Origin of the sequence: Laspinema palackyanum D2c (assembly GCF_025370875.1) — a bacterium.
Taxonomy (GTDB): domain Bacteria; phylum Cyanobacteriota; class Cyanobacteriia; order Cyanobacteriales; family Laspinemataceae; genus Laspinema; species Laspinema palackyanum.
In genome coordinates this window covers 1-23,497 of record NZ_JAMXFD010000025.1, presented here as the reverse complement: position 1 = coordinate 23,497, position 23,497 = coordinate 1, and the positions used below count along the sequence as shown (strand labels likewise).

The 23,497-nt window shown below is 47.0% G+C and carries 6 protein-coding genes; 4 read left to right on the top strand and 2 right to left on the bottom strand.

Annotated features, from left to right (window positions below; genetic code table 11):
* Positions 1 to 76 precede the first annotated feature (76 nt).
* Positions 77 to 7,108 (bottom strand): S8 family serine peptidase, encoded by a 7,032-nt coding sequence (locus NG795_RS22175; protein ID WP_367290813.1) that lies wholly within the window; start codon positions 7,106 to 7,108, stop codon positions 77 to 79.
* A gap of 822 nt (positions 7,109 to 7,930) precedes the next feature.
* A complete protein-coding gene (locus NG795_RS22165) occupies positions 7,931 to 8,125 on the bottom strand; it encodes a hypothetical protein (RefSeq protein WP_367290812.1) in 195 nt (64 codons plus the stop codon).
* Between the two features lie 86 nt (positions 8,126 to 8,211).
* On the opposite strand from NG795_RS22165, the gene NG795_RS22160 reads away from it, so the two are divergent.
* The 4 genes from NG795_RS22160 (at position 8,212) to NG795_RS22145 (ending at position 22,721) form a co-directional block, all read left to right on the top strand.
* A complete protein-coding gene (locus NG795_RS22160) occupies positions 8,212 to 18,846 on the top strand; it encodes a PA14 domain-containing protein (RefSeq protein ID WP_367290811.1) in 10,635 nt (3,544 codons plus the stop codon).
* Positions 18,847 to 18,983: 137 nt separating this feature from the next.
* The gene (locus tag NG795_RS22155) at positions 18,984 to 19,235 is read left to right on the top strand and encodes a hypothetical protein (protein WP_367290810.1); all 252 of its coding nucleotides are present in this window, start codon (positions 18,984 to 18,986) and stop codon (positions 19,233 to 19,235) included.
* A gap of 117 nt (positions 19,236 to 19,352) precedes the next feature.
* Entirely contained in the window at positions 19,353 to 21,101 is a 1,749-nt protein-coding gene (locus NG795_RS22150; protein WP_367290809.1) for a zinc metalloprotease, read from the top strand.
* A gap of 36 nt (positions 21,102 to 21,137) precedes the next feature.
* On the top strand, positions 21,138 to 22,721 hold the full coding sequence (locus NG795_RS22145) for an HlyD family secretion protein (protein ID WP_367290808.1): 1,584 nt from the start codon (positions 21,138 to 21,140) through the stop codon (positions 22,719 to 22,721).
* Positions 22,722 to 23,497: the final 776 nt, after the last annotated feature.

Sequence of the window (23,497 nt, the reverse complement as noted above, 5' to 3'; positions counted from 1 at the left end):
CAATTTAAAGCCCCAGATTTCACAGATTTTACAGAGGAATGAGGGTTTGGAAACCAAACCTCTACGACACTTCACCCTATTTGGGTCCGCCATCAACGATCGCACCAGAAATCCACAGATTCGTGCCACTGATGCGATACCAGAGTGATGTGGCAGGGATACCAAGTGCCGCTTCATAGTCGATCCACTCACCTACAGTCCACTTGTCAAATGTCAGTTGACTGCCATAGGGATATTCGGTGACTCGCGAATAATTTGTCCCGGGACCCGATCGCACGAACGCACCAATGGTGGAAAGAGTCACGCCGGTAAAATCGAGTGGTTCCCAAGATAGATCGAAATAGGCATTTCCTCGTTCTTCATAGTGATGGAAATGGACATCGTACCATCCATCATAAGGGACGGTAAAATCGAAGGTGCGGTGGTTTCCATACCCTTGTTCCCACTGGTTTTCTGGAGTAATGTAAACCCAGCGATCGGTGTTTGCTAATCGAGCGGATAGTTGGAATCCGTCATCGCCGCGAACCTTGGCACGATAGTAACGACCCGCTTCTAAATAGTCCTGAGTATAAGCCCGAATAGCAAAGTTATTATCCGGCAATCTTTCATCGCGATTTGGTGCAGCAGTTCCCCAATCAAAACTGATGCCATCCTTGCCATCGCTGCGGCGATTGGAACCTAAGCTCACTACCCCGATCGCATTATTCATCTCTCCCCCATTGGCAAAGAAATTACTCGGAGGTTGATTGCCTGCTTTGCGATCCCACCAGAAAAAGGTGGAGCGCCACTCTCGCGATTCATTCACCGGATCTTGGAAAAATTGAGCTTCTTCGAGGGTAAAGTTGATACTGCTACTGCCTAAGTTTTCAAAGTAATCGACATAGAAATCATATTCACCAGTTTCTGGCACTTTAAAAAAGATTGTCCTTGGTGGGGTTACTGTGCCCCGACTACGCCAATCAGCACCATCATCCCCTAACACTACACTATCATCAATCCATTCCCCTGTTTCAACGTTTTTAACCCGGAACCAGACGCCATCATCGGATTGGGTAGTAATCTTATACAGTTGACCGGCTTCAAAATTGGTGCGTGTCCAGGCTTCCATTGCAAAGTAATCATTTTGTACTGCACTATCGGGACTGCCAAGACCCCAGGATGTGGACAAGCTAAGCTTACCATTTTCGGATTGATTGCCTAAATCAAGAATGGCTGCTGGATTGCTAAAATCGTAGTTATTTCTGTCGGCTAAATTCTCAGGCGTGCGATTGATAAATCGAGCGTTCCAGTTGCTTGTTGGAATAGCGCTATCGTTATCGGCAATTTGCACTTCATACCCAGTTGGTGATACCTGATAACCCGCACCTGTCACTAAATTCACGCTTACGGTTTCATTGCCTTCAAATCCACTATCGTCAATGGGAGTGATCGCAATTGTGGCAAAGAAAGAGTTCGGATCAATCGTGACGCTGCCGGTAAGCGGTTGATAGTCTACACCGTTTTCTGCTGTACCTCCCACAGAATAATTTACCGTTAATTCCTGTCCTAACCCACTGGTACGCAACAAGATTAAATTCCCCGCTACACCGGATTCCGAAGCGTTCAAATTACCGGGTGCTAGCATCACCATCGGCAGGGGTTCGTTATCGACAATCGTGACAGTGGCGCTATTTTGACCGCCGATTTGATAGTCGCTGCCTGCACTCAACATCAGCACAACGGGTTCATCCCCTTCTACAAAGCTATCATCGATCGCAGTAATATCGATCGCAATCGAAGATTGACCCGCAGGAATGGTAATGCTATTGGAAATGGCGCTATAATCGCTGCCATTCACTGCATTACCGCTGGTCGCTAAATTTACCGTTAGCGGATTATCGGTATTGCCAGTACGCAGTATCGTAAATTGACCCCGATCGCCACTTTCAGAAGCAATCGCATCAGTGGCATTAATGATTACTGACGGTAACTCATCCACTGTGATCGCTACATTCACGGCATTCTCAGACGCATCTACCCCGTCAAACGCCGTCACTGCAAACGCAGGCACTGCATTACCTACCGTGTCGGGATACCAAATCAGCGACTCACCCGCTGCCAATTCAGTCTCACCTACCGTCACAGATTGACCGTTTTTCGTGAGAGTACCAGAGGTGATTCCGGCAATCCGAAATGCGATCGCATCTCCCTCAACATCCGACGCATCCGACGCAATCAGCAAATCTTCATAACTGATAGTAAACGGTAAACCTGGCGTCGCACCGGAGAGGGTGGTAATCTGGCTAAATGTTGGAGCATCGTTAACTGGCGTACCGGACAGCGCGATCGCACCCGTCACCGCAGGCGCAATATTATCCGTCACGGACGTGGCGATCGTCACCTCACCGTAATAATTTTCTGTCGGAATAAACCGCACATCCGCTAATACAGCATTGACGGTAGTGACATCACCGCTTACTTGCCACAATCCCGTTGCCGAATTATAGAATGAACTAATACCATCAACCGTGCCGGTTGTCAAGGTTCCGGCTGTGGGATTGAGTTGCAATTCTACAGTAATAGTATCTCCAGAATCGGGGTCACTGACGACCAAATTGATGAGATTCAGTGGAATATCTTCGGTGTAAGTTTGCGTAGCAGTTTGCGGGGTTAGGGTGGGAGGCACATTCGGTAAATCGTTATCGGCGATCGCCACCGTCCCCATGTTTTTAGTTCCTACATTATAAGCACTCCCTGCCGCCAAAGTTAGCACCACCGTCTCAGTGCCTTCTACTTCCTCATCATCGATCGCAGACAGGGGAAGCGTGATACGATCGCTACCTGCGGGAATGGTAATGTTGCCGGTGAGTTCAGTGTAATCGATAGTATTAGTTGCCGAACCGGCGATCACATAATTCACCAGTAGGGGATGCGTGGTATCGCCAGTGCGAATAAAAGTGTATTCACCCGCATCCCCGGTTTCCGACGCATCGGCATCACTCGCTTCCACAGTCACAGTGGGTTGAGTGCCGTAAAAATTCAGTTTCCAGGAATTCCAGGTGCCTCGCTCCGCATTATTATAAAAATCTCGCACCCGCAATTGCCACGTCCCTTGGGAAGAATCACCCCAGTGACGCACGGTATTAAACACCCAATTTTGATAATCATCCCCATTATCATTGCTGGGATTTGCTAGGAGAGATTTAGTGCCATCCGGCGCGGTTAATTCTATCCATAAATCGCCGCGATAGGGATGATCGCCATCAAATACCACTTCCACCGATTCCAGGGTGATATTGCCATCAAGGCTAAATTCCTGAGTGATGCCGCCAAAAGTCCCGTCAGGAATGGCGCGATTGACGGTTAAAGTGCCGGAGGTAATGGCAACTTCTGGCGCAACGGATGTCCAACTCGACGCCGCTGCAACTGCACTGGCCGCATCTACCAATCCGAACCCATAGCGATCGCTGTGTCGAATGCGATCGCCATCATTGCCACTCCAATTTGCACTGGAATCGGCGATCGCATCTCGATTCGCCGTTTCTGCTAAAATATGCTGCACCTCTCGCCACGTCAGATTCGGATTCGCCTGCAACATCAGCGCCACCACACCGGAAACCACCGGCGTCGCTGAAGAAGTGCCGCCAAAGTCATTCGTATAATCTAAATTGGTGTAATTCGCACCAAATTTGCCACTGCCATCGGTATTCCAACCGCGATTGCCGAGCAAATCGGTGGAGGTAATTCCTCCAGTAGTCCCACTGGAAGGAGCAGAAATAAATAAGGCAGACCCTTCTTGAGAGTACAAGGGTTTGCGACCTCGGGAATCTACCGCACCGACTGCGATCGTGTAGCGAGAATTGGCATAAGCATTATAATTAATATTTTCGGCATTTTCCGCATCATTTCCCGCACCAAACAGGTAGATATTCCCCAAACCGCCTCGACCTGTGGTTACGCCTTGATGCAGCGCCATCAATCCTTGACCTTGTTCACCAAACCAGAAGGCCGGTGGTTTCCAGCTATTATTGTAAACCTGAATCGCTTGGTTTAAATTCGAGTACAGTGCATCGGCAATTTGAATGTCGGTTACTTTATCCGCAATCAGACGAATTCCTCCCCATTCTGCGTTTGGGGCAACTCCACTAATCCCGATATTATTGTTACTGGTTCCCACAGCAACTCCCGCCACTGCGGTGCCGTGTTTGTTGGAGGTTTGCAACTCTAACGACCAATTGTTGAGCGTGCCGCTATTTCCCGCAACCCGATCTTCAAAAATTAACCACCACTCGCCATTTGCTTCTTCGCCGTTAAATAAGTCGGTGTTGATTTCGATGTCCCCACTGGCGGTCATCGTGGGCAACAGCACTTTTGTTCCTTTCGGACTGTAGAGATAAATATCTAACTCGTTGGGAGCGGGATGGTCAAGATTGAATTTCAGTTTTGCATTATCGATTTCTCCTTTTAACCCCACATCAAGGGTCGGAATCTCGAACGTCCAATTTTTATCGCTTAACGGTTGCGGACTGGCAAAATTTGAGGCGATGGTTTGGTGGGAAAAGGGTGCCGGATCGGTATCGTAGTTGCGGTGTAAGATATCTCCTTCATTGAGGTCGCGACTCAAATCGGGACGGTAGCGATCGCTTAAATCGAGGTGAGTGTGTTGCACTCCATCATCCACAATGGCGATCTTTACGCCTTCCCCAGTTATCTCATCCCACACCGTTATTACATTGGCGTCAACTCCCGCAGTTCCTCCCGTTTGACCCCTATTTTCCAAGTGCCACTGTTGGTTAAATAACGGATCGTTAGGATTCGATAAGGGTTCGAGTTGTACTCGCGTCAAGGGATAGGCAAATTCCAAACCATTGAGATCGCTCAATCGTTTGGCAACTTGTTGTGCGTTGCCAAGTTCGGAAAAATTCCAGATGTAAGTGTCGGGAATATGTCCGGTGGCACCGATATCTTCGGCATCATAAAGAGTGGCAAATTCTGAGGCAGAATAACCCGGGGTAACTCCCACCACCCATTGACTGGTTGTTTCTAATGCTTTTGGATCATAATTCTCCAAATCTTGCGATCGCAAAAGCGCATATTTCACCGGATCCGGTAAGGTTTCGATGATCGGAGTTGGCGGTTGGGTTTTCTCTTCGGTGCCATCATCCACTTCCCGTTTGGCATAATTCTCGATCGCTTTCCCGAGTTCAGTGTCCCCCCATTTTTTATTCGGATTGATGACATCTTTCAGTAATGCTGCTTCTGCAATCGCACCTCGAACTTGAAAAATTACATCGTTATAATCGCGATCAGTTGTACCATCTAGTCGCAAATCTTCAAACACGAAAGTGCTGCCGTCTCCAAACACATCAGCAATCTGACCGAAGTTAAATCCATCGTCTGGATTAGCAGTAGACATCGAAAAAAGAGGACGTTTTGACGCCGGAACTGAATCAAAGTTTCCGGCTTCTATTTTTGCCCAAATTTCTTGTACCGTTCCCGGCGGCACCAGCAGAACTCCAAATTTATCCCCTGGCGTCATCTCACGGGTTTTGATTCCCTGATAGTCACCGCGATTGAAATTGCCTTCTCCCAGTTCACCACTAAATCTCGCCCCTTCAGTGCGATCGGAAATTACGACATGACCTTCTAGAGATTGACTCAAGCTACGCCGCAATGCTTCTTGAATAAATGCTTCGAGACCCTGCTGCTGAAAGGGTTCCATTCCGGTCAAGCTAAAAGCTGCCAGTTCTCCTTGATAGCCTCCGCCATCAAATAGGTAGTCAAACTGAACTTTTCCGCTTTCCCCTACGACGAAAACACCAGAATCAAAGGTAACATTGTCAAAATTCCCCAGATTTTTTTGAAGGCCTGAATCATCTCCATCCGATGAAGCTGTGGCATCGGTTATGCTAGTTTCATTGTTATTTTCGGAGTCACTGTCAGTTTCTCGGTCGGAATTAAGTAGGGATTTGCTCTGTGGGTTTTCCTTGATGTCTTCCTCTGTGTTTTCTTCGGTATGTTCTACCTCGACATCAATATCGGTTTTCCCTGAACTAGCGGCGACTTCTGAAGATAATGCCGATTCGCCAGATTCCTCATTCGGAACATCAGAAAGAGATGGTTTGAGAGAATCTGTGTGAGATGCTGGGGTTTCTTCGTCACTGATAAGCTGAGGTGAGTTATCGAGTGCGATCACCTCGTCATCCGTCTCAAGTTCGAGGTGTTCTGCTTCTGAGGATTCCTCCTGATCGTCAGTCAGGGTCCCGCCCGCGCTGTTATCTGATTCTGAACTCTCAGAAGGATTGTCTGCTCCCTCAATTTCCTCAGTGTTACTGTTTGATGGTTCTTCACTATGGGATTCCTCTTCGGAAACAGCGCCACCGTTATCGAGTGCGATCGCCTGGTCATTCATCTCAAGTGTGGGGGGTTCTGCTTCTAAGAATTCATCTCGATCATCGCTCAGGGTCCCGCCCGCGCTGTTGTCCGATTCTGAACTCTCAGAAGGATTGCTCGATCCCTCAATTTCCTCAGTGTTACTGTTTGATGGGTTTTCACTATGGGATTGCTCTTCGGAAACAGCGCCACCGTTATCGAGTGCGATCGCCCCGTCATCCGTCTCAAGTGCAAGGGGTTCTGCTTCTGAAGATTCATCCTGATCGTCTGTCAGAGTCTCGCGATCGCTATTATCTGATTCTGAAGTTTCAGAAGGATTGTCCGATCCCTCAATTTTCTCAGTGTTATTGTTTGATGGTTCTTCACTCTGGGATTGCTCTTCGGAAACAGCACCACCATTGATGAGGGGATCGTCTTCATCGATATTGTTTAAACCCACAACTTCATCGTCTGGGCGATAATTCGTCAGTGAATCGCTGTCGGAATTCTCCGGGCTGGAGGAAACTATAACTTCCTTATCTAAAAGGTTACCCTTTTCCAAAACTATCTGGGTAAACTCATCTTTACCCTCTACAAAAGTTTCTGGAGTCAACACCTCTCCCGAGCGATCTGCATCCAGGGAGAGTTCCCCGCCACCCGCAAGACTTGATGAGAGTGGAGAGACGAGTTGATCGTCAGGGAAGCCATCAGTCAGGCCCCCCAGAAGATTGAACTCATTGTCGTTGCTTCCAGACATTTAAGCACCTCTGATTCTGGATCCAAGTCACTAAGAGAACTCCATCTATAGATTCGCGCTCTGTTTCAGAGCCAAGAGGCAATACAGATTCAGACGGATTTTGACAGTTGCCTCTATCTTGCTCTCTAAGGAAGGTTCTGATTTTTACGGGAAATGCTGGCAGTTGTTACAAAACTTTACGTCAGCCGCAAACGTTAAAAGCGACGAAAGCCCCTCTCGCCTGTGCAGGTACCTTTCCCATCAACAGTTTTGGTTTTTAGTTGCTCTACCCACCCATCATCTCTGTTCCTCTTAGTTGCCACAGTCTCATCAAAAGCAGCTACCGGGCAATGCTTGCTAAGTAGTTTGGCTTATGATTATTTCTAATTTTTCTATAAAAGCATAAAAATGCCTGATAGTATTTTCTTCTTTGATACAATTCCCCTTAACTTTACAGACACTTTACAAAAAAGGCGAATTCCGTAAAGCTTTTGTAAAGCAAGCGCAAGTAAGCCCTATACACCCTGTAACGATCTTGATGGGTTGAAGAGGGCGGCGATCACGAGTTGCCCTATTTTTCGATATCCGGATAATGAGGGACCCGAAAATCTGCCCATCCCAACTCCACTTTATACTGCCCAAATCCATATTCAACCCAAGTTCTATACCCGTATATATTGCCCACGTCTTTATAGTTAGTGTGTGGGCAAATGTAACGAAATATTACAAGTTCATCCATTTGGCATAAAAGCTCACGATTTGTCCAGAGAGAAGAAACAAGAGCCAATGAGCGATCGCCGCTGAAAGACTGTGAACCTCGGGACCCCATCTTAGGAAATAGAATCAGTTCCAAATCGGATGGGAATCATCAAAAGCCTCACAGTTTAAGGGTTTGGGAGTGCCATCATACCAATCGGGGAGAAATTTTCTTCCGGCAAGGCATGATGCGTGCATACTTTTCCCGGCTCCTTCCCAGTAAATAAATAGGAGACAAAACTCGGTGATTCCGGCGCGATCGCATCCAACGGATAAAACCACTCCTCGCCTAGTCAACTCTCTATTTAAGCCACTGATTCGCGAACACGCATCCTCCCGACATCTATCTAACCAGGAGCCATCTAGTCATGTTCAAGTTGTTTTTTGGGTTTCACAAGCGTCCTCCAGCCAATGGATTCCAACCTCAATCCAAACGGTATCAAGGACCGGCAATGCGCTTAGAAGAAATGAGAACCCCCAGTGGCATAGTCTTGGATGACACCGAAACAACCGATGACTCCGGAGCGGTGGCAAATAGCGATTTAGGTTTCGAGGATTTCGAGTTCCCCTCACAAGAGAGCGACATGGGCGAGGAATTACCTGGGGAGGAATTAGACCCGGAGAGTTTGGACGTCGCGGAAGATGGCAATACCGAAACGAATTTGGCGGAAGAAGACCTTGAGAATTTACCTTATTTCTACGGGGATATCGACGATGAACCCAGCAGCGAATCCGACGGGGACCTTGTAACGGATATTGCCGAGAGTACCGATGCCGAACCCCAGGAGAGTTCCTCCGACGAAACTGCTGAAATTGCCAGCGACAGTACCGACAGTTCCAATAGCACTGACCCAGAATTTGAGGAACTGGACTGGATTGAGGCTGACGGTGCAAGTGATGAAAGCATGGGGGATGAAAGTGAACTCAACCCTGACGACGAAGTGAACACCGAAACCGTGGAAGAAGCGATTGAGACCGACGGTTTAAGTGAGAAAAGCATGGGGGATGAAAGTGAACTCAAACCTGATGACGAAGTGAACACCGAAACCGTTGAGGAAGCGGTAGAAGAAAAGGCGCTAACCTTAACAACTGAGGCGATCAAGCCGGAAGTTGACCAACCGGATATCCTGGCCCAACTTTCAGAAACTGATACCCCGGAAGACACAACTAACCCTGAAATCGAAACTTTAACGCCGGAATCGGACTACATCATTACTGACGAAATTGAAGCTGAAGATAGTAGTTTAGGGGCCGAACCTGACGAAGGGGGAGAGTCAGAATCCTACAGCAGTTTTGCTAAACTCAGTGATAGTGATACGGCAGAAACTGATGAGGGAATAGAGCCACAAGTCGATAACAATGGGGGTGATTCAGAGAATGAACCCCTCGACAATGAAGAAATCGAGACCCACAGTGACGATGAGGCATCAGAATCCTACAGCAGTTTTGCTAAACTCAGTGATAGTGATGCGGCAGGAACTGATGAGGGAGTAGAGCCACAAGTCGATAACAGTGGGGGTGATTCAGAGAATGAACCCCTCGGCAATGAAGAAGGCAAGGCTAACAGTGACAATGAGGGAGTAGAGCCCCAAGCCAATACCAGTGTTGGTAATTCAGAAAATGAACCCCTCGTCAATGAAGAAGGCGAGACCAACAGTAACGATGAACCAGAAGATTCCGCCACCAGCGAAGCCGAAGAAACCACCGCCGAAAGTGAGGCAGAAAAGAGTGGTTTAGTCGCCGACACCAAATTTGTCAACCTCAAACCCAAATTTGAGTCCGGTACATTCAAAGTCGGAGAGACTGGTCAAGTTGAGGTAGATTTCATCTTTGATGGCGGTGCGTATAAAGGACAAGTCGCCATTGTCAGCCTGTCTGGAATGGAAGGCCTTGACCCCAACTCCCGGGAATTTTTCTTAGAAGCTATTTCCCGCGCAGCCAGTAATTCGGAACTGGGTTATATGGTCATTGACGATAACATCGAAGGCGCAAGATTTGAGGGACGCTTAGGGGAAGGGAATTATAATTCGGGGGAATATCAAGGAGTAAAATCCTTCTTGATGCGTCCGGGAGATGAATTTTTCCTGATGTTAGTTCCCAATGGGACCGTACAGCAGGTGTTAAATAATCCCAACGCGGGTGGCGCACTCCGCCCTCTATTTTCCCTCGCCACTGCCAACCCGCATGATGGCTATCACTTCGGACAAATTGCTGATATTACCGGAGATGGCAGCGCCTTTGCCTGGGAAGATATTCGCATCGATGGAAACAGCGACCGCGATTACAACGACATCGTTTTACAATTCCGAGGGGCCACAGGTAAAGCTGCGTTAATGGATGATGTGGTCGCCCAAGGCAAAGATTGGCGCGGCAGCGACTTGGGGCAAGCCGTGATTGAATATGTCAAAACTTATATCACCCCAGAACCGGCTAACTTGGATGCAGCGTTCGAGGATTTATTGGCGGATTTAGAAAGTCTGCTTGATGAAGCCGATAGTTTCGATGAAAACTTTGAGATTGGAATAGATACAGAGTTTGATGATGACAGTTCCTTAGCCGATGACATAGCAGAAACGGATGTTGAGTTCGAGTCGATCGCTGCTCTTGACGAAACCGAGGTAGCCGATGATGTGACTGAACCTCTCGTTGAGTTCGAGCCGATTGCTGCCGAGAGTGAAACGGAAGTAACCAATGAGGTAGGGTTCGAGGCGATCGCTGCCGAGGGTGAAGCCGAAGTAGAGGAAGCTCCCGTTGAGTTCGAGGCGATCGCTACTTCTGACGAAACTGAGGTAGTCGATGAAGTGATAGAAACTCCCGTTCCGGAAGAGTTGATCGCTGTCGAGGGGGAAACGGAGGTAGCCAATGAAGTAGTTGATGACGTAGAAGAAGAGGCGATCACTGCTGAGACTGAACCCAAAATAGCCGATGAGGTAGAGGAAACTGATGTTGAGGAAGAACCAATCACTGCTGAGACTGAACCCCAGGTAGCCGACGAAGTGGCAGAAATTCCTCGTGAGTTCGAGGCGATCGCAGCCGAGGGCGAAACAGAAGTAGCCGACGAAGTGACTGAACCTCTCGTTGAGGAAGAACTAATCGCTGCTGAGACTGAACCCCAGGTAGCCCATGACATAGAGGAGGCTCCCGTTGAGTTCGAGACGATCGCTGCTGAATCTGAAAATTCTTCGCAGACGCTGGTAGAGGCGGCAGAAACCCAGAACACTCCATCGATTTCAGAGGCAGATGACACCGAGTCAGTCAGTCCCACCAGTCCGATAGAGACCCGGAAAATTTCTGACCCCGATGCGATCTCCACCCCAGCCTTATCCCCGACCCATTTGGCTAAAACTGAGCTAACTTCTCGGTTAGACAACCTCACTCAAACCTTAAAAATTCAAGCCAATAACAGCCAGACCTCTAGTGTTTCTGTTAATACTGCCCTGATAGAACGGTTAGAAACCCTAACTCAAAACCTGCAAAATCAAAACACTTCGCGACCGATTAGTGAAAGCACATTGGCTTTAGTTTCTCGGTTAGAAGAAATGGTGTGGCAGTCCTCCCCAGCGCTACCCGTCGCGGCACCAACCTTTAGCTTTGCTGCTGCCAATCAGCCCTTAGTCGGAATTATCGACACCGGATTCTCTGGCAATAATCCTGATATTGACTACTCCCGAATCACCTGGGGCCAGGACCATATTGATGGCGATAATGATCCCACCTTAGCCCCCGGAGAAGGCAACGAACATGGTACCCATATTTTAGGGGTTATTGCCGCCCACCGAGACAATGGCATTGGCATCGATGGCATTAATCCCCAGGCCCCGATTTGGGCTGGACGAGCTGTGGGTTCCGGCAAATGGGCAGAATCTTTGGTTGAATTTGTGGATGCGGCAGTTGAGTCAGGACAACCCAACGCCGTGGTGAATTTGAGTTTAGATCTAACTCAAATTGATGCTGAGGGAAATGTCACGACTCGCTATGAATTTACCCCAATGGAACGGGCGGCAATCGAGTATGCACGTCAGCATAATGTAATGATTGTCGTTGCCGCAGGAAATGATGGCGGCGTGATGTCGGCTTTGGGCCAATCTTCTCAAGAGTTTGACAATATTATTACCGTTGGTGCATCGGAACGGTTCAATAACGAAATTGCCCTCTCCAAAGCCTATAACCGGACTGAATATTCCAGTTATGGCTATGGGTTAGATATTGTTGCCCCCGGAGGGACTATCGACAATCCCAAATTATCCCTGACTGGTGAGGGAGTTGGAGCAATGGCGGGAACCTCTGTTGCTACAGCTAAAGTGACGGGGGCTGTTTCCCAAGTGTGGGCCGCCAACCCCAGCCTCATTTATCGCCAAGTGATTGAGATTATCAAGAATACTGCCACAGATTTGGGTACCACTGGGTTTGACCTGGAAACAGGTGCCGGGTTGTTGAATATGGTGGCAGCGGTGCAGTTGGCGAAAGCAACAACTGGGGAAGGGCATGATGTCTTACCTACTCTGATTCCTGAAACTTGGGGTGGTGAAGGAGTCTTTACGGCGGGCGATCGCGCTGTCAATCAGGAGTTTTGGAAAGATGGCAAGTATTACAATTGGGTTCCCTATCAGATTAAAGCAGGTGATACACTAAGCCATCTAGCATTACGTCATCTGGGGAATGCTGGCTATGACTACTATATGTGGATTGCCCAGAAGAATGGTTTGGCCAATCCGAACTATCTTGTACCGGGACAATGGATTCAAGTTCCCCAACTAATTCCCCCTCCGCCTCCTAAACCTCCGACTCCTGAACCTCCCCAGGAGGCTCAGTCTATTAGTTTTATGGGAACAGTAGTATTTAACCCATTTGAAGGGGGATTTTATGGGGTTCTTCGGGATGGATTCCCAGTGGGCCATCCAATGAGCCGTTATCTGCCGCTAGGTCAAGATGCACAAAACCTATTTAAAGGTAAAGAGGGGAGCCGAGTTAAACTTACCGGCATTCCCAAAAATGTCCCAACTTATCAAATGTGGGGACAGCCTATCGAAATCTTGTCGGCTGACTTTCCGAATCCGAAGACACTCCCTCCAATTAATTCTCTTGCTCAAAAAGCAATTGACAGCATTTATAAAATCAACAAGATTAAGTTGGGAGAACCCACGGGTAAGCCTGTTGATTTAGGCAATGGATTCCTCAAACAAAATTTTGAAAAAGGTCATATTACCTGGAATGGTCAAAAGGCAATTGCTTACTTCAGTGGTACGGGTCTACCTACTACAAAATTGCCTTGGAATCAGCCTGTTTTGAGTCAGATTGGATTTGATGGAAAAACCACTCATCCTGGTTTTATTGAAGCCTTCAATCGGAATGGTGGTTTTTGGAATGTAGGTCGTCCTACAGGTTATGTTGAGCGTTGGGAACGGGGTCATACCCAGCGTTTTACCGGGGGCCGAGAGAAACAAGGTGCAATCATGAAACCCGATGGTAGCTCCAAAGCTTACTGGGTTGGTGGCCCAATTTGGCAAGAATTTTTAAATCGTGGCGGTGCGGAATATATCGGCTATCCTAAAACTGATGCAATTTCAGTTAAAGGTGGCTTAGATAATAGTGGTGGGAAGGTTCAGCACTTCCGAGGAGGTAATGGAATTCCCAGTAAAATTTGGTCCTCTAAGCATGGCGCACATCCCACTTGGGGTGCTATTGGCGATCGCTATGACCAAATGGGTGGCCCCTCTAGTTGGCTGGGTTTCCCCAGCAATGGTGAAAAAGGAATTGGCAATGGTTGGGTGAAGCAGGACTTTGAAGGGGGATATATGCTATGGCATCCCCAACATGGAACGACTGTCTATAACACGAAATCTGTTGACTCTTTACCCCCAGATAGTGGTAATGGGAGTACCCATGAATGGACCGTGAAATACTGGAATAATACCAATCTTTCTGGTACTCCTGTGTGGACTATGACCGAACCGTCTGGAGAGATTCGCTTCAATGCGGGTTCGGGTGCGCCTGTAGGAACTCAAGGAGTTAAGGAAGATAATTTCTCTGCCCGTTGGGAAACAACCAGTCATTTTGATGGGGGCTTCTATAACTTTATTAGCAAAGCTGATGATGGAGTGCGAGTTTATGTCAATGGCGTGAAAGTCATCGACAAATGGAACGCGGGTGAACCTTGGTCGCGCCGGGATGCTTATATTGCCATTCCTAAAGGCGAACATAAGATTATGGTGGAATATTTTGAGGAAGCTGGGATTGCAGGTCAAACCTTCAAGTGGGAACCTTCAGGTTTATTAAACGAATGGACCGGAGCTTTTCGCCCGGTAGGCTATGATGGACAGTCTGTTCATAGCACCTATGTCAATACTTATCAACGCAATGGCGCAATTCCAAAGTTAGGCTATCCCATTAATAATGTTCATGTATGGGAGCGAGGACATACTCAAGATTTTGAGGGGGGTTCCCAAGGCCGAGGAGCTATTATGAAGTCCAACGCCAACGATAACTCCTACTGGGTTGGGGGTAAGGTTTGGACGGAATTCCTGGAATTGGGTGGTGCAAGAACAACTGGATATCCCTCAACTGATTTAATCCGGGTATCGGGTGGCTTAGATAAAACGGGTGGTCATGTTCAGCGCTTCCGAGGTGGACCAGATGGGATTCCCACTAATATTTGGCTGTCGAAACATGGCGCACATCCCACTTGGGGTGCAATTGGGGGTAAGTATGAACAGTTAGGTGGCCCCTCTAGTTGGCTGGGTTTCCCCACCAACCGAGAACAAGGAATTGGCAATGGTTGGGTGAAGCAGGACTTTGAAGGGGGATATATACTGTGGCATTCCCAGCATGGAACGATCGCTTACGATACCAAAGCAATCGATACATTACCCCCCGATAGTGGCAACAGCAGCACATCCAATTGGCACGCTCAATATTGGAATAACAAAAACCTGACGAGTTCCCCTCTATGGTCGAAATACGAAGAAATGAGCGATTTGCGCTTCCATGCAGGAAATGGCGCACCTGTGGGAACCCAAGGGATTAAGGAAGATGAATTTGGGGCGCGTTGGATTACCACCAGCTATTTTGATGGCGGAATCTATAACTTCATTAATCAAGCTGATGATGGGGTGCGAGTTTATGTGGATGGCAAGTTAATTATCGACAAGTGGAAAGATTCACCCTTTGAGGAACGACGGGCTTTTGCGGCCATTGAACCGGGCTACCATCAGGTGATGGTTGAGTATCATGAAAATAAAGGCGGTGCTGCCAATTTGCTTCGGTGGGAACAAGCCAATCCTCCAAAAGAGTGGGCGGTTGAATATTTCCGAGGTCAAGACCTCAATCCCAATAATCTCGCAGGTCATCGTGGAGGCGGGACTGGTTTCATTGATAAAAATTGGGGAGAGGGAAAGGAATCAGGAATTCCCATTGGTAACGATGATTTCTCAGACCGTTGGACGACAACGCGGTATTTTGATGAACCGGGAATCTATGAATTAAATAGTCAGGCAGATGATGGCATCCGAATCTGGGTTGATGACCAATTGGTGATTGATAAGTGGCACGACCAAGGATTCGTCACCAATAAAGCTCTGATTGCTTTGGATAAGGGTTTCCACCGGATTCGAGTCGAGCATTATGAAAATAAATGGTCTTCGGCAATTAAGCTGGATTGGAAGAAGGTGGCGGGCAAAGCCAATATTTTTAAACCAGCCTGGGCCAATCCGAACGAGCCGCATAATCCTCTAGATTCGCGATGGTCTCAACCTTGGGTAGCTGAATACTACAACAATCTTAATTTGGAAGGTGCGCCCGTAGCCACGCGCATGGTTGATGGAGGAGCTTCCGGGTCCTTGCGTGGTTTTGACCTCAGTTGGGGAACCGGAAGTCCCGATCCGAAAATTTCCACCGATAATTTTTCGTCTCGTTTAATAACTCATCGCGATTTGGTCGGTGGAGTTTATAAGTTCAACTTGAAGGGTGATGATGGAGTCCGGGTTTATATTAATGGTGAGAAGGTCATAGACCGCTGGGATAACCCGCCCTTTGGTACACCGCACCAACAAGTCATTAGTCTGCCTTCAGGAATGCATCGAATTGAAGTAGAGCATTCTGAAAAGACTGGGCTGGCTTATGTCGGTTTAGATTGGGATTATCTATCGGCTGGTTCAATTCATAAGATTGCACCGGAATTAACTGCAATCCACACTCAGCTAGAGCAACAACTCGGTAAGGGAGCAGTTGGGGTTCCTGTTCACAACCTGCAACAGCAATACTATTCGCCACCTATTCCGCCCGGCTTCTATGGCCCAACCCAGATGTTACCGGCTTTTTATCAGGAGTTCCGAGGAACTCAGGGACGTGGGGCGATTTTTGCGGGTACGGGTCACTATGTCTTTGGGAAGTTGTGGGAATCGTATCAGAATGGAGGGGGTGTCGAGCATTTTGGTCCTCCTGTGGCTCCTCAAAAGCATTTAGGGAATGGAGCCTATGAATTAGAGTTGCGGAATGGACGCTTGTTCTGGGCACCGGGGATGACGAACCCGACTTATTATGAATATGCCCAAGGCACACAGAAGACCCTGACGATTCCCGCAGATGCGTGGCGGGGTGAGTATTTTGATAATCGAAATTGGGCGGGCAATCCTTTAGTCGTGCGCCAAGATAGTGCTTCTCGTGGCCATTTAGATAAATACTGGAATTTTTCTCAAAGTCCTGCCCCTGGAATGCCCAAGGATAATTTCTCGGTGCGGTGGACAACAAATCGACCGTTTGACCGGGGCACGTATCTCTTTAAAGCGGCTCACGATGATGGCTTTATGGTGTCGGTGAATGCTCAAAAGCCGATTGACAAGATGATGGAGGTGGCGACCCAGACTACGGGATATGCCACGTTTACGAAGGGCGGGCAGTATCCGGTTGAGGTGAAACATCGGGAGTATGGGGGTGCGGCACGAGCCAATCTGGAAATGCAGAAGGCTTCCAGTTATGTGGTGGGCTTAGACCCGGCTAATAATGCCAGTCCTACTTTGGTGGATGCTTTCAATAAGCATGGTGGCTATGACCGAGTTGGGCTACCGATTAATGATGTTCACCTCTGGCATCATGGTTATGTCCAAGATTTCAATCATGGCAAGAATGGTCGTGGAATTTTGATGCGGCGGCATAATACGACGACTTTCTATTATGTTCATGGCAAGATTTGGGATACTTATTTCAAGGAAGGAGGCCCCGCAAAGTTAGGCTATCCTACCAGCGACTCCTTTAATGATGGACATGGCAATACTGCCCAAGAATTTGAAAATCACCGCATTACCCGTCGTCCGAATGGGGAAACGTTCTTAGGGGGTTATGTCAATGGGCATTTACTCCCTGGAGATTTCTATCGAGTTTGGAAGAAATACAACATGGGTACGCCCACTTCTGGGGTACAAACGCATTCAAGTGGTGCCAAGTTTCAAATATTTGACAAGCCCGGTCTGGGTACGTCTTCAATTGTTAGTAGTTCACATGGAACATTCCCACTCTATGGTGGAATTCGCAGTTATTATGTGAACACCACAGGTGGACTCAATGGGCCGTTAGGTGCACCGAAGAGTGCCGAGTACCACTGGAATGGACATACAAGGCAGGATTTTGCTGGTGGCTATATTCTCTGGAAGGCTGGGCAAAGTGCTATTGGATATCGTCCTGATGGTTCGCTGTTGTATCCGCCTCCGAGTTCTGGTGGTGGTGGAAATATCAATAATGGTGGTCCCATTACTAATCTTCAGCAATATATCCACCGTCTTTACGGTGGTAGCCCAGGTTACAGAAGTCAAGACTATCATCCAGATCATCTCGCACTCGATACTGTTCATCAAGGGGCTGCCCCTCATAAAGTCTATTCTCTAACAGGTGGGGAAGTTAAGTTAATTAGAACTGATCAGAATGGTGGAAAATACGTTACTGTGTGGAATGAGGAACTACAGCGAACTTTTCTCTACCTTCACTTTAACGATATTAATCCTAACTTAAGGGAAGGGCAAAAAATTAGTGCTGGTCACTATTTAGGGAATGAAGGTTGGACTGGTTATACGATCCCCAGTGGTCCTGGTGGTCGTCACACCCATGTCCATGTTACCCGACCTAATGGAACACGCGAGCATCCTATAACTGCGTTGAGTCGTTTGAGTTCTGGGAATCCTGGCAGTGGGAATCCTGGCAGTGGGAATCCCGGTGGCACTAACCAGACTATTTCAGGGACGCTATTTCGACCTCCACTTAAATCTGCTCCTTTCGGGATGAAACAAAATTTATTAACCATCGGACCAGAATACTTAGGGGTGACCCGGACGATTTCTACTGCAGGTGGTGTATATATTCTCAATTTGAAAGATCTAACTCTTAAAGCAGATGCAACGTTCCAAGATGCAGGAGATGTCCAAATAGGAGTGGAAAACTTCTATTTTGACAATGAACTTAAGCAAAGAGGAAAGCTCTTAGAAGGGGTGTATGCAAGTATTGAACCCGAAATTTCTCGATGGGGGGGGTTTGTCATGGAGGTGGAAAATGGCAAGATTTGGTTGACCGCAAAAATTCGTGATATTCAAGTCAAAATGTCTCCTGATGGAAGTTTTAAGCTACTCTTTGAATCGGGATTCCCTTTCAAGCGAAAATCTTTACAGATAGGAGGCACACATTCTTACGAAATCAATGGAAATTGGAGTTTTGTTCCATGGATATCAGCACCAAAACCAGTACCTATTTATAAAGAAAACCCAGCTCCTCAAAAAATTGCAGAGTTTCTTAAGTGGGTTATTGATTCCGGCCAAGATGTAGAACAAGCAGTAGACGATTTCTTAAAAAAGCATCCTGATGTTTTAGTCTACATTGGTGCAGCCGCTATAGCTGTTGGTGTAGGTATGATTATCTATACATTAGGCGAAGATATCATGACATTTGGGGTAGGTCTTTGGAATAGTTTACCAATGATATCTGCTGCTATAAAACTCATTGCACGTGGATTAGCATTGATCTAAAAGCTAGAGCTTGCAGAAAAACTGGTTTAACAAAGTCACTAGGGTATGTTCCGGCTTCGTTCAATTCTTAGATGTTGGTAACAAGATTAAGCTAGCCGGAACGTAACGATTTGGGAACAAAACGACAGCCAGTGTTCATGGCTAACGGAAAAATAAATGATGCACAATTGCCGGATTATAGCTTTGGTGCGTTGCGGCGGTTTCTCAATTGTCCCCTTAATTTCACAAATGTTAAAGGTAAATTGTGCGAGAACAAAACAAGCCGGTTTTCTGCGGTGAATATTAGAGTTAACTGTGGCAGGGATAAAGAAACCCGCTTCCTAGGCTCCCAGGCGCGATCGCTCTTTACCTGGACCCAAAAACTTGCCGATCGCCCCCAGTGTTTGTAAAGTTTTGCAACAAAATTGTTCAGGCTGCATAATTTACTGGGGTTACTCCTAATAAAGAAATAGAACCGTAACCCACTGGATGAACCCCTAAACCCTCTCACCCCGGATGCGATCGCTATGAACCCCCAGCCACTAAACCGTCAAAACCACTATGACCACTGGATTTGTCCGGATCTGGGCACTTACTGGCAACTGGCCAAGGTCCGAGATTCGGATATGGTGGTGTTGAAGTCCCGCCAAGGGAAGGATCAATTTCCATTTTCCCCAGTGGAAGGATTTGCGTTACAGCATTTCACCGGGAAGTTGGCGATCGCCCAAATTCAACGGCGTTGTCACCAGCAATTTGGTGAGTCGGTTTCTGAGACTTTCGTCTGGGAACTGCTGCAAAAACTCATCGAATTCGGCATTTTAGCATCGGAGGAGGAAACCCCGATGGATTGGATTTGTCCAGATTTAACCCCATACTGGACTCTCGCCCCCATTCCTGATTCTGACCAGATTCTTTTTAAAGCAATAGAGGGGAATCTGCGGGTGATTTTTTCGGCTGCTGAAGGGTATGCTTTAGCCTGTTTTACCGGAGAATACACCATCCTGGACATTCAAACCCGGTGTGAGCAACAGTTCCCTGGGGAGATTTCGGCTGATTTTATCGAAGTTTTACTAGACAAATTGATTGAACTCAATATTTTAGCCCAAGAGAGTCCAGGCGCGGAAGGAGGTTCATCGGATCCAGAACAATCCGGAGGCGATCGCCCCCAAAATTCTCATCAACTCAAATCCTGTGTTCATTGGATTAACCATGCCGATGGGCATTGGATTCTTCGCAATCCCGAGGATTTCACCTTTTTGCAGATGAGTGATTCAGATAAGGTGATTATTGACCAACTCGGACGGCGCTCTCCCTCCTCAATTATTGAGGAATTCTGCATTACGCCACAAGACCTAAAAAACTTGCTGCGATTGCTGACAACCTCCGCCATGTTGGAAGGGACGACTCTGCCAACTCCCCCTCGGGGCAAATTTAACCCGATGCAGTTGCTGTATTTTCGCATTCCTTTATTCAATCCGGACCCGTGGCTGAACCGACATATTGATGGTCTCCGCTGGATATGGACTAAGCCGTTTGCGGTGATATTATTCCTCTGTTTAGCTGCTTCTGCTGTCCTGGGAATTCGTCAGCGAGAAGTCATCATTTATACGGGACAGCAACTTATGGAAGCGAATGGTCCTGCTTTAATTATTCCCTTTGCTTTGCTATCAATGCTGGTGGTGGCGTTCCATGAATTGGGTCATGCGTTTACTCTAAAAAATTTTGGCGGGGTGGTTCCCAACATGGGATTGCTACTGATGATGTTCATGCCCGCCGCTTATACCAACACAACAGATTCTTACTGCCTACCTCGGTTTAAACGGGTGTTGGTGGTGGGGGCGGGGTTGTTAGTGCAATTTGCTATTTGGGCTGCTGCCTTGTGGTTTTGGAATTGGACCAACCCCAGTAGTTGGCTCCATACTGCCAGCTATTTACTGATGGTTGCAGCTTTAGTGACTGTAGCAATTAACCTCAACCCAATGGCAAAGTTTGATGGGTATTACCTAGCCGTGGCCCTGACAGGAATTAATAATCTCAGGACGCGCTCATTTGCGTTATATGCAAATCTGCTACAAGGAAAACCTTTAACAGAAAAGGCTGGAGATATCTTAATATTAGCCGTTTATGCTCCCCTGAGTCTGGCTTATATCTATTTTGTTTTCGGATTTTTATTTGCCAGAATTGCTGATTGGAGTTTAAGTAATATCCCAACAACTGCCATTTTAATGTTGACAATTTGGTTGGTATATTTTTTATTTCCCCGCAACAAAATTTAATTTTTTAATAGTTTCAAAATTAGGACATCTACTACCATGACTACCACAAATAATCAACCGCAAAAGTCTCCTCTAAAAGTCGTCCCGCCAAAATCTATTGCCCAACCTCAAACGGTAGTGGCACCAGCAGCCACGCCCACATCTGCGGCGGATTCCCCTGCCAAAGCACCGACTGCATCTAAATCTTACGGGAAATGGTTGATGATGTTGATTTTGGTGGCGGGTGGGGTGGCGGTTTCCCGACTCTCAATACTCAATCATGTCGGAGCGGAAGGAGAAGTTACTTCCCGCACAGATGAGCGGCATCGTATCCTCATGCCTATGTCGGGTATTGTAAAATTAAAAGTGGGAAGCAATGAATCAGTTAAAGCGGGTGATGTGGTTGCAGAAGTTTTTAGCCGAGAGATAGAAGGCCAAATTGCGGAGGCGGAACGGAGTTTGCAACAAGCAAATGCCAGTCAGTCTACGGCAGAAGAAGGGTTAAAGGTTGCTGAAAAGGAACTGGATGCTGCTAAATTAGCGGTGGTCCTCGCTCAAAAGCGAGCTGACAAACAACAGCAGGAAATACAAGCAATTATTTCTGGAGAAAAACAGCCAAAAATTCGGGAAATAGAACAAGAAATAAGAAGCATTGAAAGTGAAATAGCTGCAATCAGAAATGTAATTCTAGGGCTGGAAAGTCAAATTGGAGGTGTTAAAACTGAAATTTCTGCAATAGAGCTAAGTCGGTTGAATTTTCAGGAAATTTTGGAACTTCAACAAGGAAAAATAGCACGATTTCAACCCCTTTTAGAAGAAAAAGCCTTAGCGCTTGAACACTTTGAAGAAGCTAAAAAGGAAGAAATTAGACTGAGGAGTCAAATTGACCAATTAACCTCTCAGATAGGGGTGAAACAGTTACAGATTGACCAACTACAGAGTTCAATTCATGAGCGAGGCAACTTCATTGAACAAAAAAGCCGCTCCATTGCAGCTAAACTTGAGCAAATCAAGGCCGTAGAAAAGCAAGTGGAAGACTTACGCGATGAGCGAGATAATGATGTTGAGCAATATACAGCCGCTCAACGTTCGGCGGAAACGAAAGTGGCAGCGGCTTTTTCGGAAGTCGAGAATGAAACAAAACGGGTAGCTAAAGCTGAATTGGAACTTCAACGAGTTCGGGCAATTCAAGGTGATTTAATCGTCACGACTAAGACTTCAGGAATTATTTTGGATACGGATTTAGACCTGCGCCATAATACCCCCTTATCCGTGGGTCAAGAGTTAATGACTGTGGTAGATTTAGCACAACTTACAGCCCAGTTACAAATTCCTCAAGAAGATGAAAAATTAGTCAAGCCGGGTCAAACCGTCATTTTTAAACTCGCCGAGCCTAACAGCATTCCCTATCAAGCAACAGTTGAGGACATTCCGCCCCTCATCACCCCAGATATATCGGGAGCAAAACGCTTTTTGACCGTCACAATTTTGATTGACAATCATGATAAGCGATTACGACCCGGAAGTAAAGGATTTGCTCATATAGAAACCGGGGAAATGCGAGTTTACCAAAAAGTTCAGCATGAACTAAACAAGGTTTTTAATTTGGATAAATATTTTGTGGGGTTTTCCAAAAATTAAGGGTTCACACCGTTTATATTTTTTACGTTTTTGAGGCGAGCGATCTATCAGCAGTAAACCGAGCGCCTGAGAGCAAAACTACTCATTTTGCTTTGGGCATCCTTCGGGCCTGAACGGATCTTTAGCAACCTAACCAAATCGTTGAATCTCAGAACTAGCTCCCACCCAAAACAGAGTATTCCTACTTCGGGTTGAGAAGAATGGCCCCTCTATTCGAGGCGATTGCCTACAGCATAGCTGCGCTTACCGGCCAACTGGCACTAAGACCGATCGCCTGACTGAATTGCCAACACAACTGGCCCCAATACAAAACAGAGTTTTCCTACTTCGCCGTAGGCTATCGCCAATTGCTGCTGATTGGCTGTTGGCGGCCTAATGCTCAAAGCGTTGCGGACGAAAGATTATGCCGTGATCGCCCTCGTCACTACAGGAAGCAATCGAACTTAATGCGTGGAGAAATGTAACCCACATTCCGCATAAGCAAAAATACTTATCTGGAATGTCTCCGCACGTTTTTTGGCTGAAGCAAGCATTTTCTTAAAATGGCTACAAACCTTGAACTCTAAGATTTACAGCTATTTTCTCTAGAAGGGGTTCTATTACTCCCTCCAGCGGAGTAAGCACTCAAAAAGTACGGTTTTTATTGAGAATATTCTCAATAAGCCGGAAAACTCCGGTTACAGTGAGGACCATAGTTCCCTGAAGGGGTGACAATCCGGCTACAAACTAGACTGGATAAGGGACATAGCTCTTAGGCCCCTTCGATAAAAAGGCCG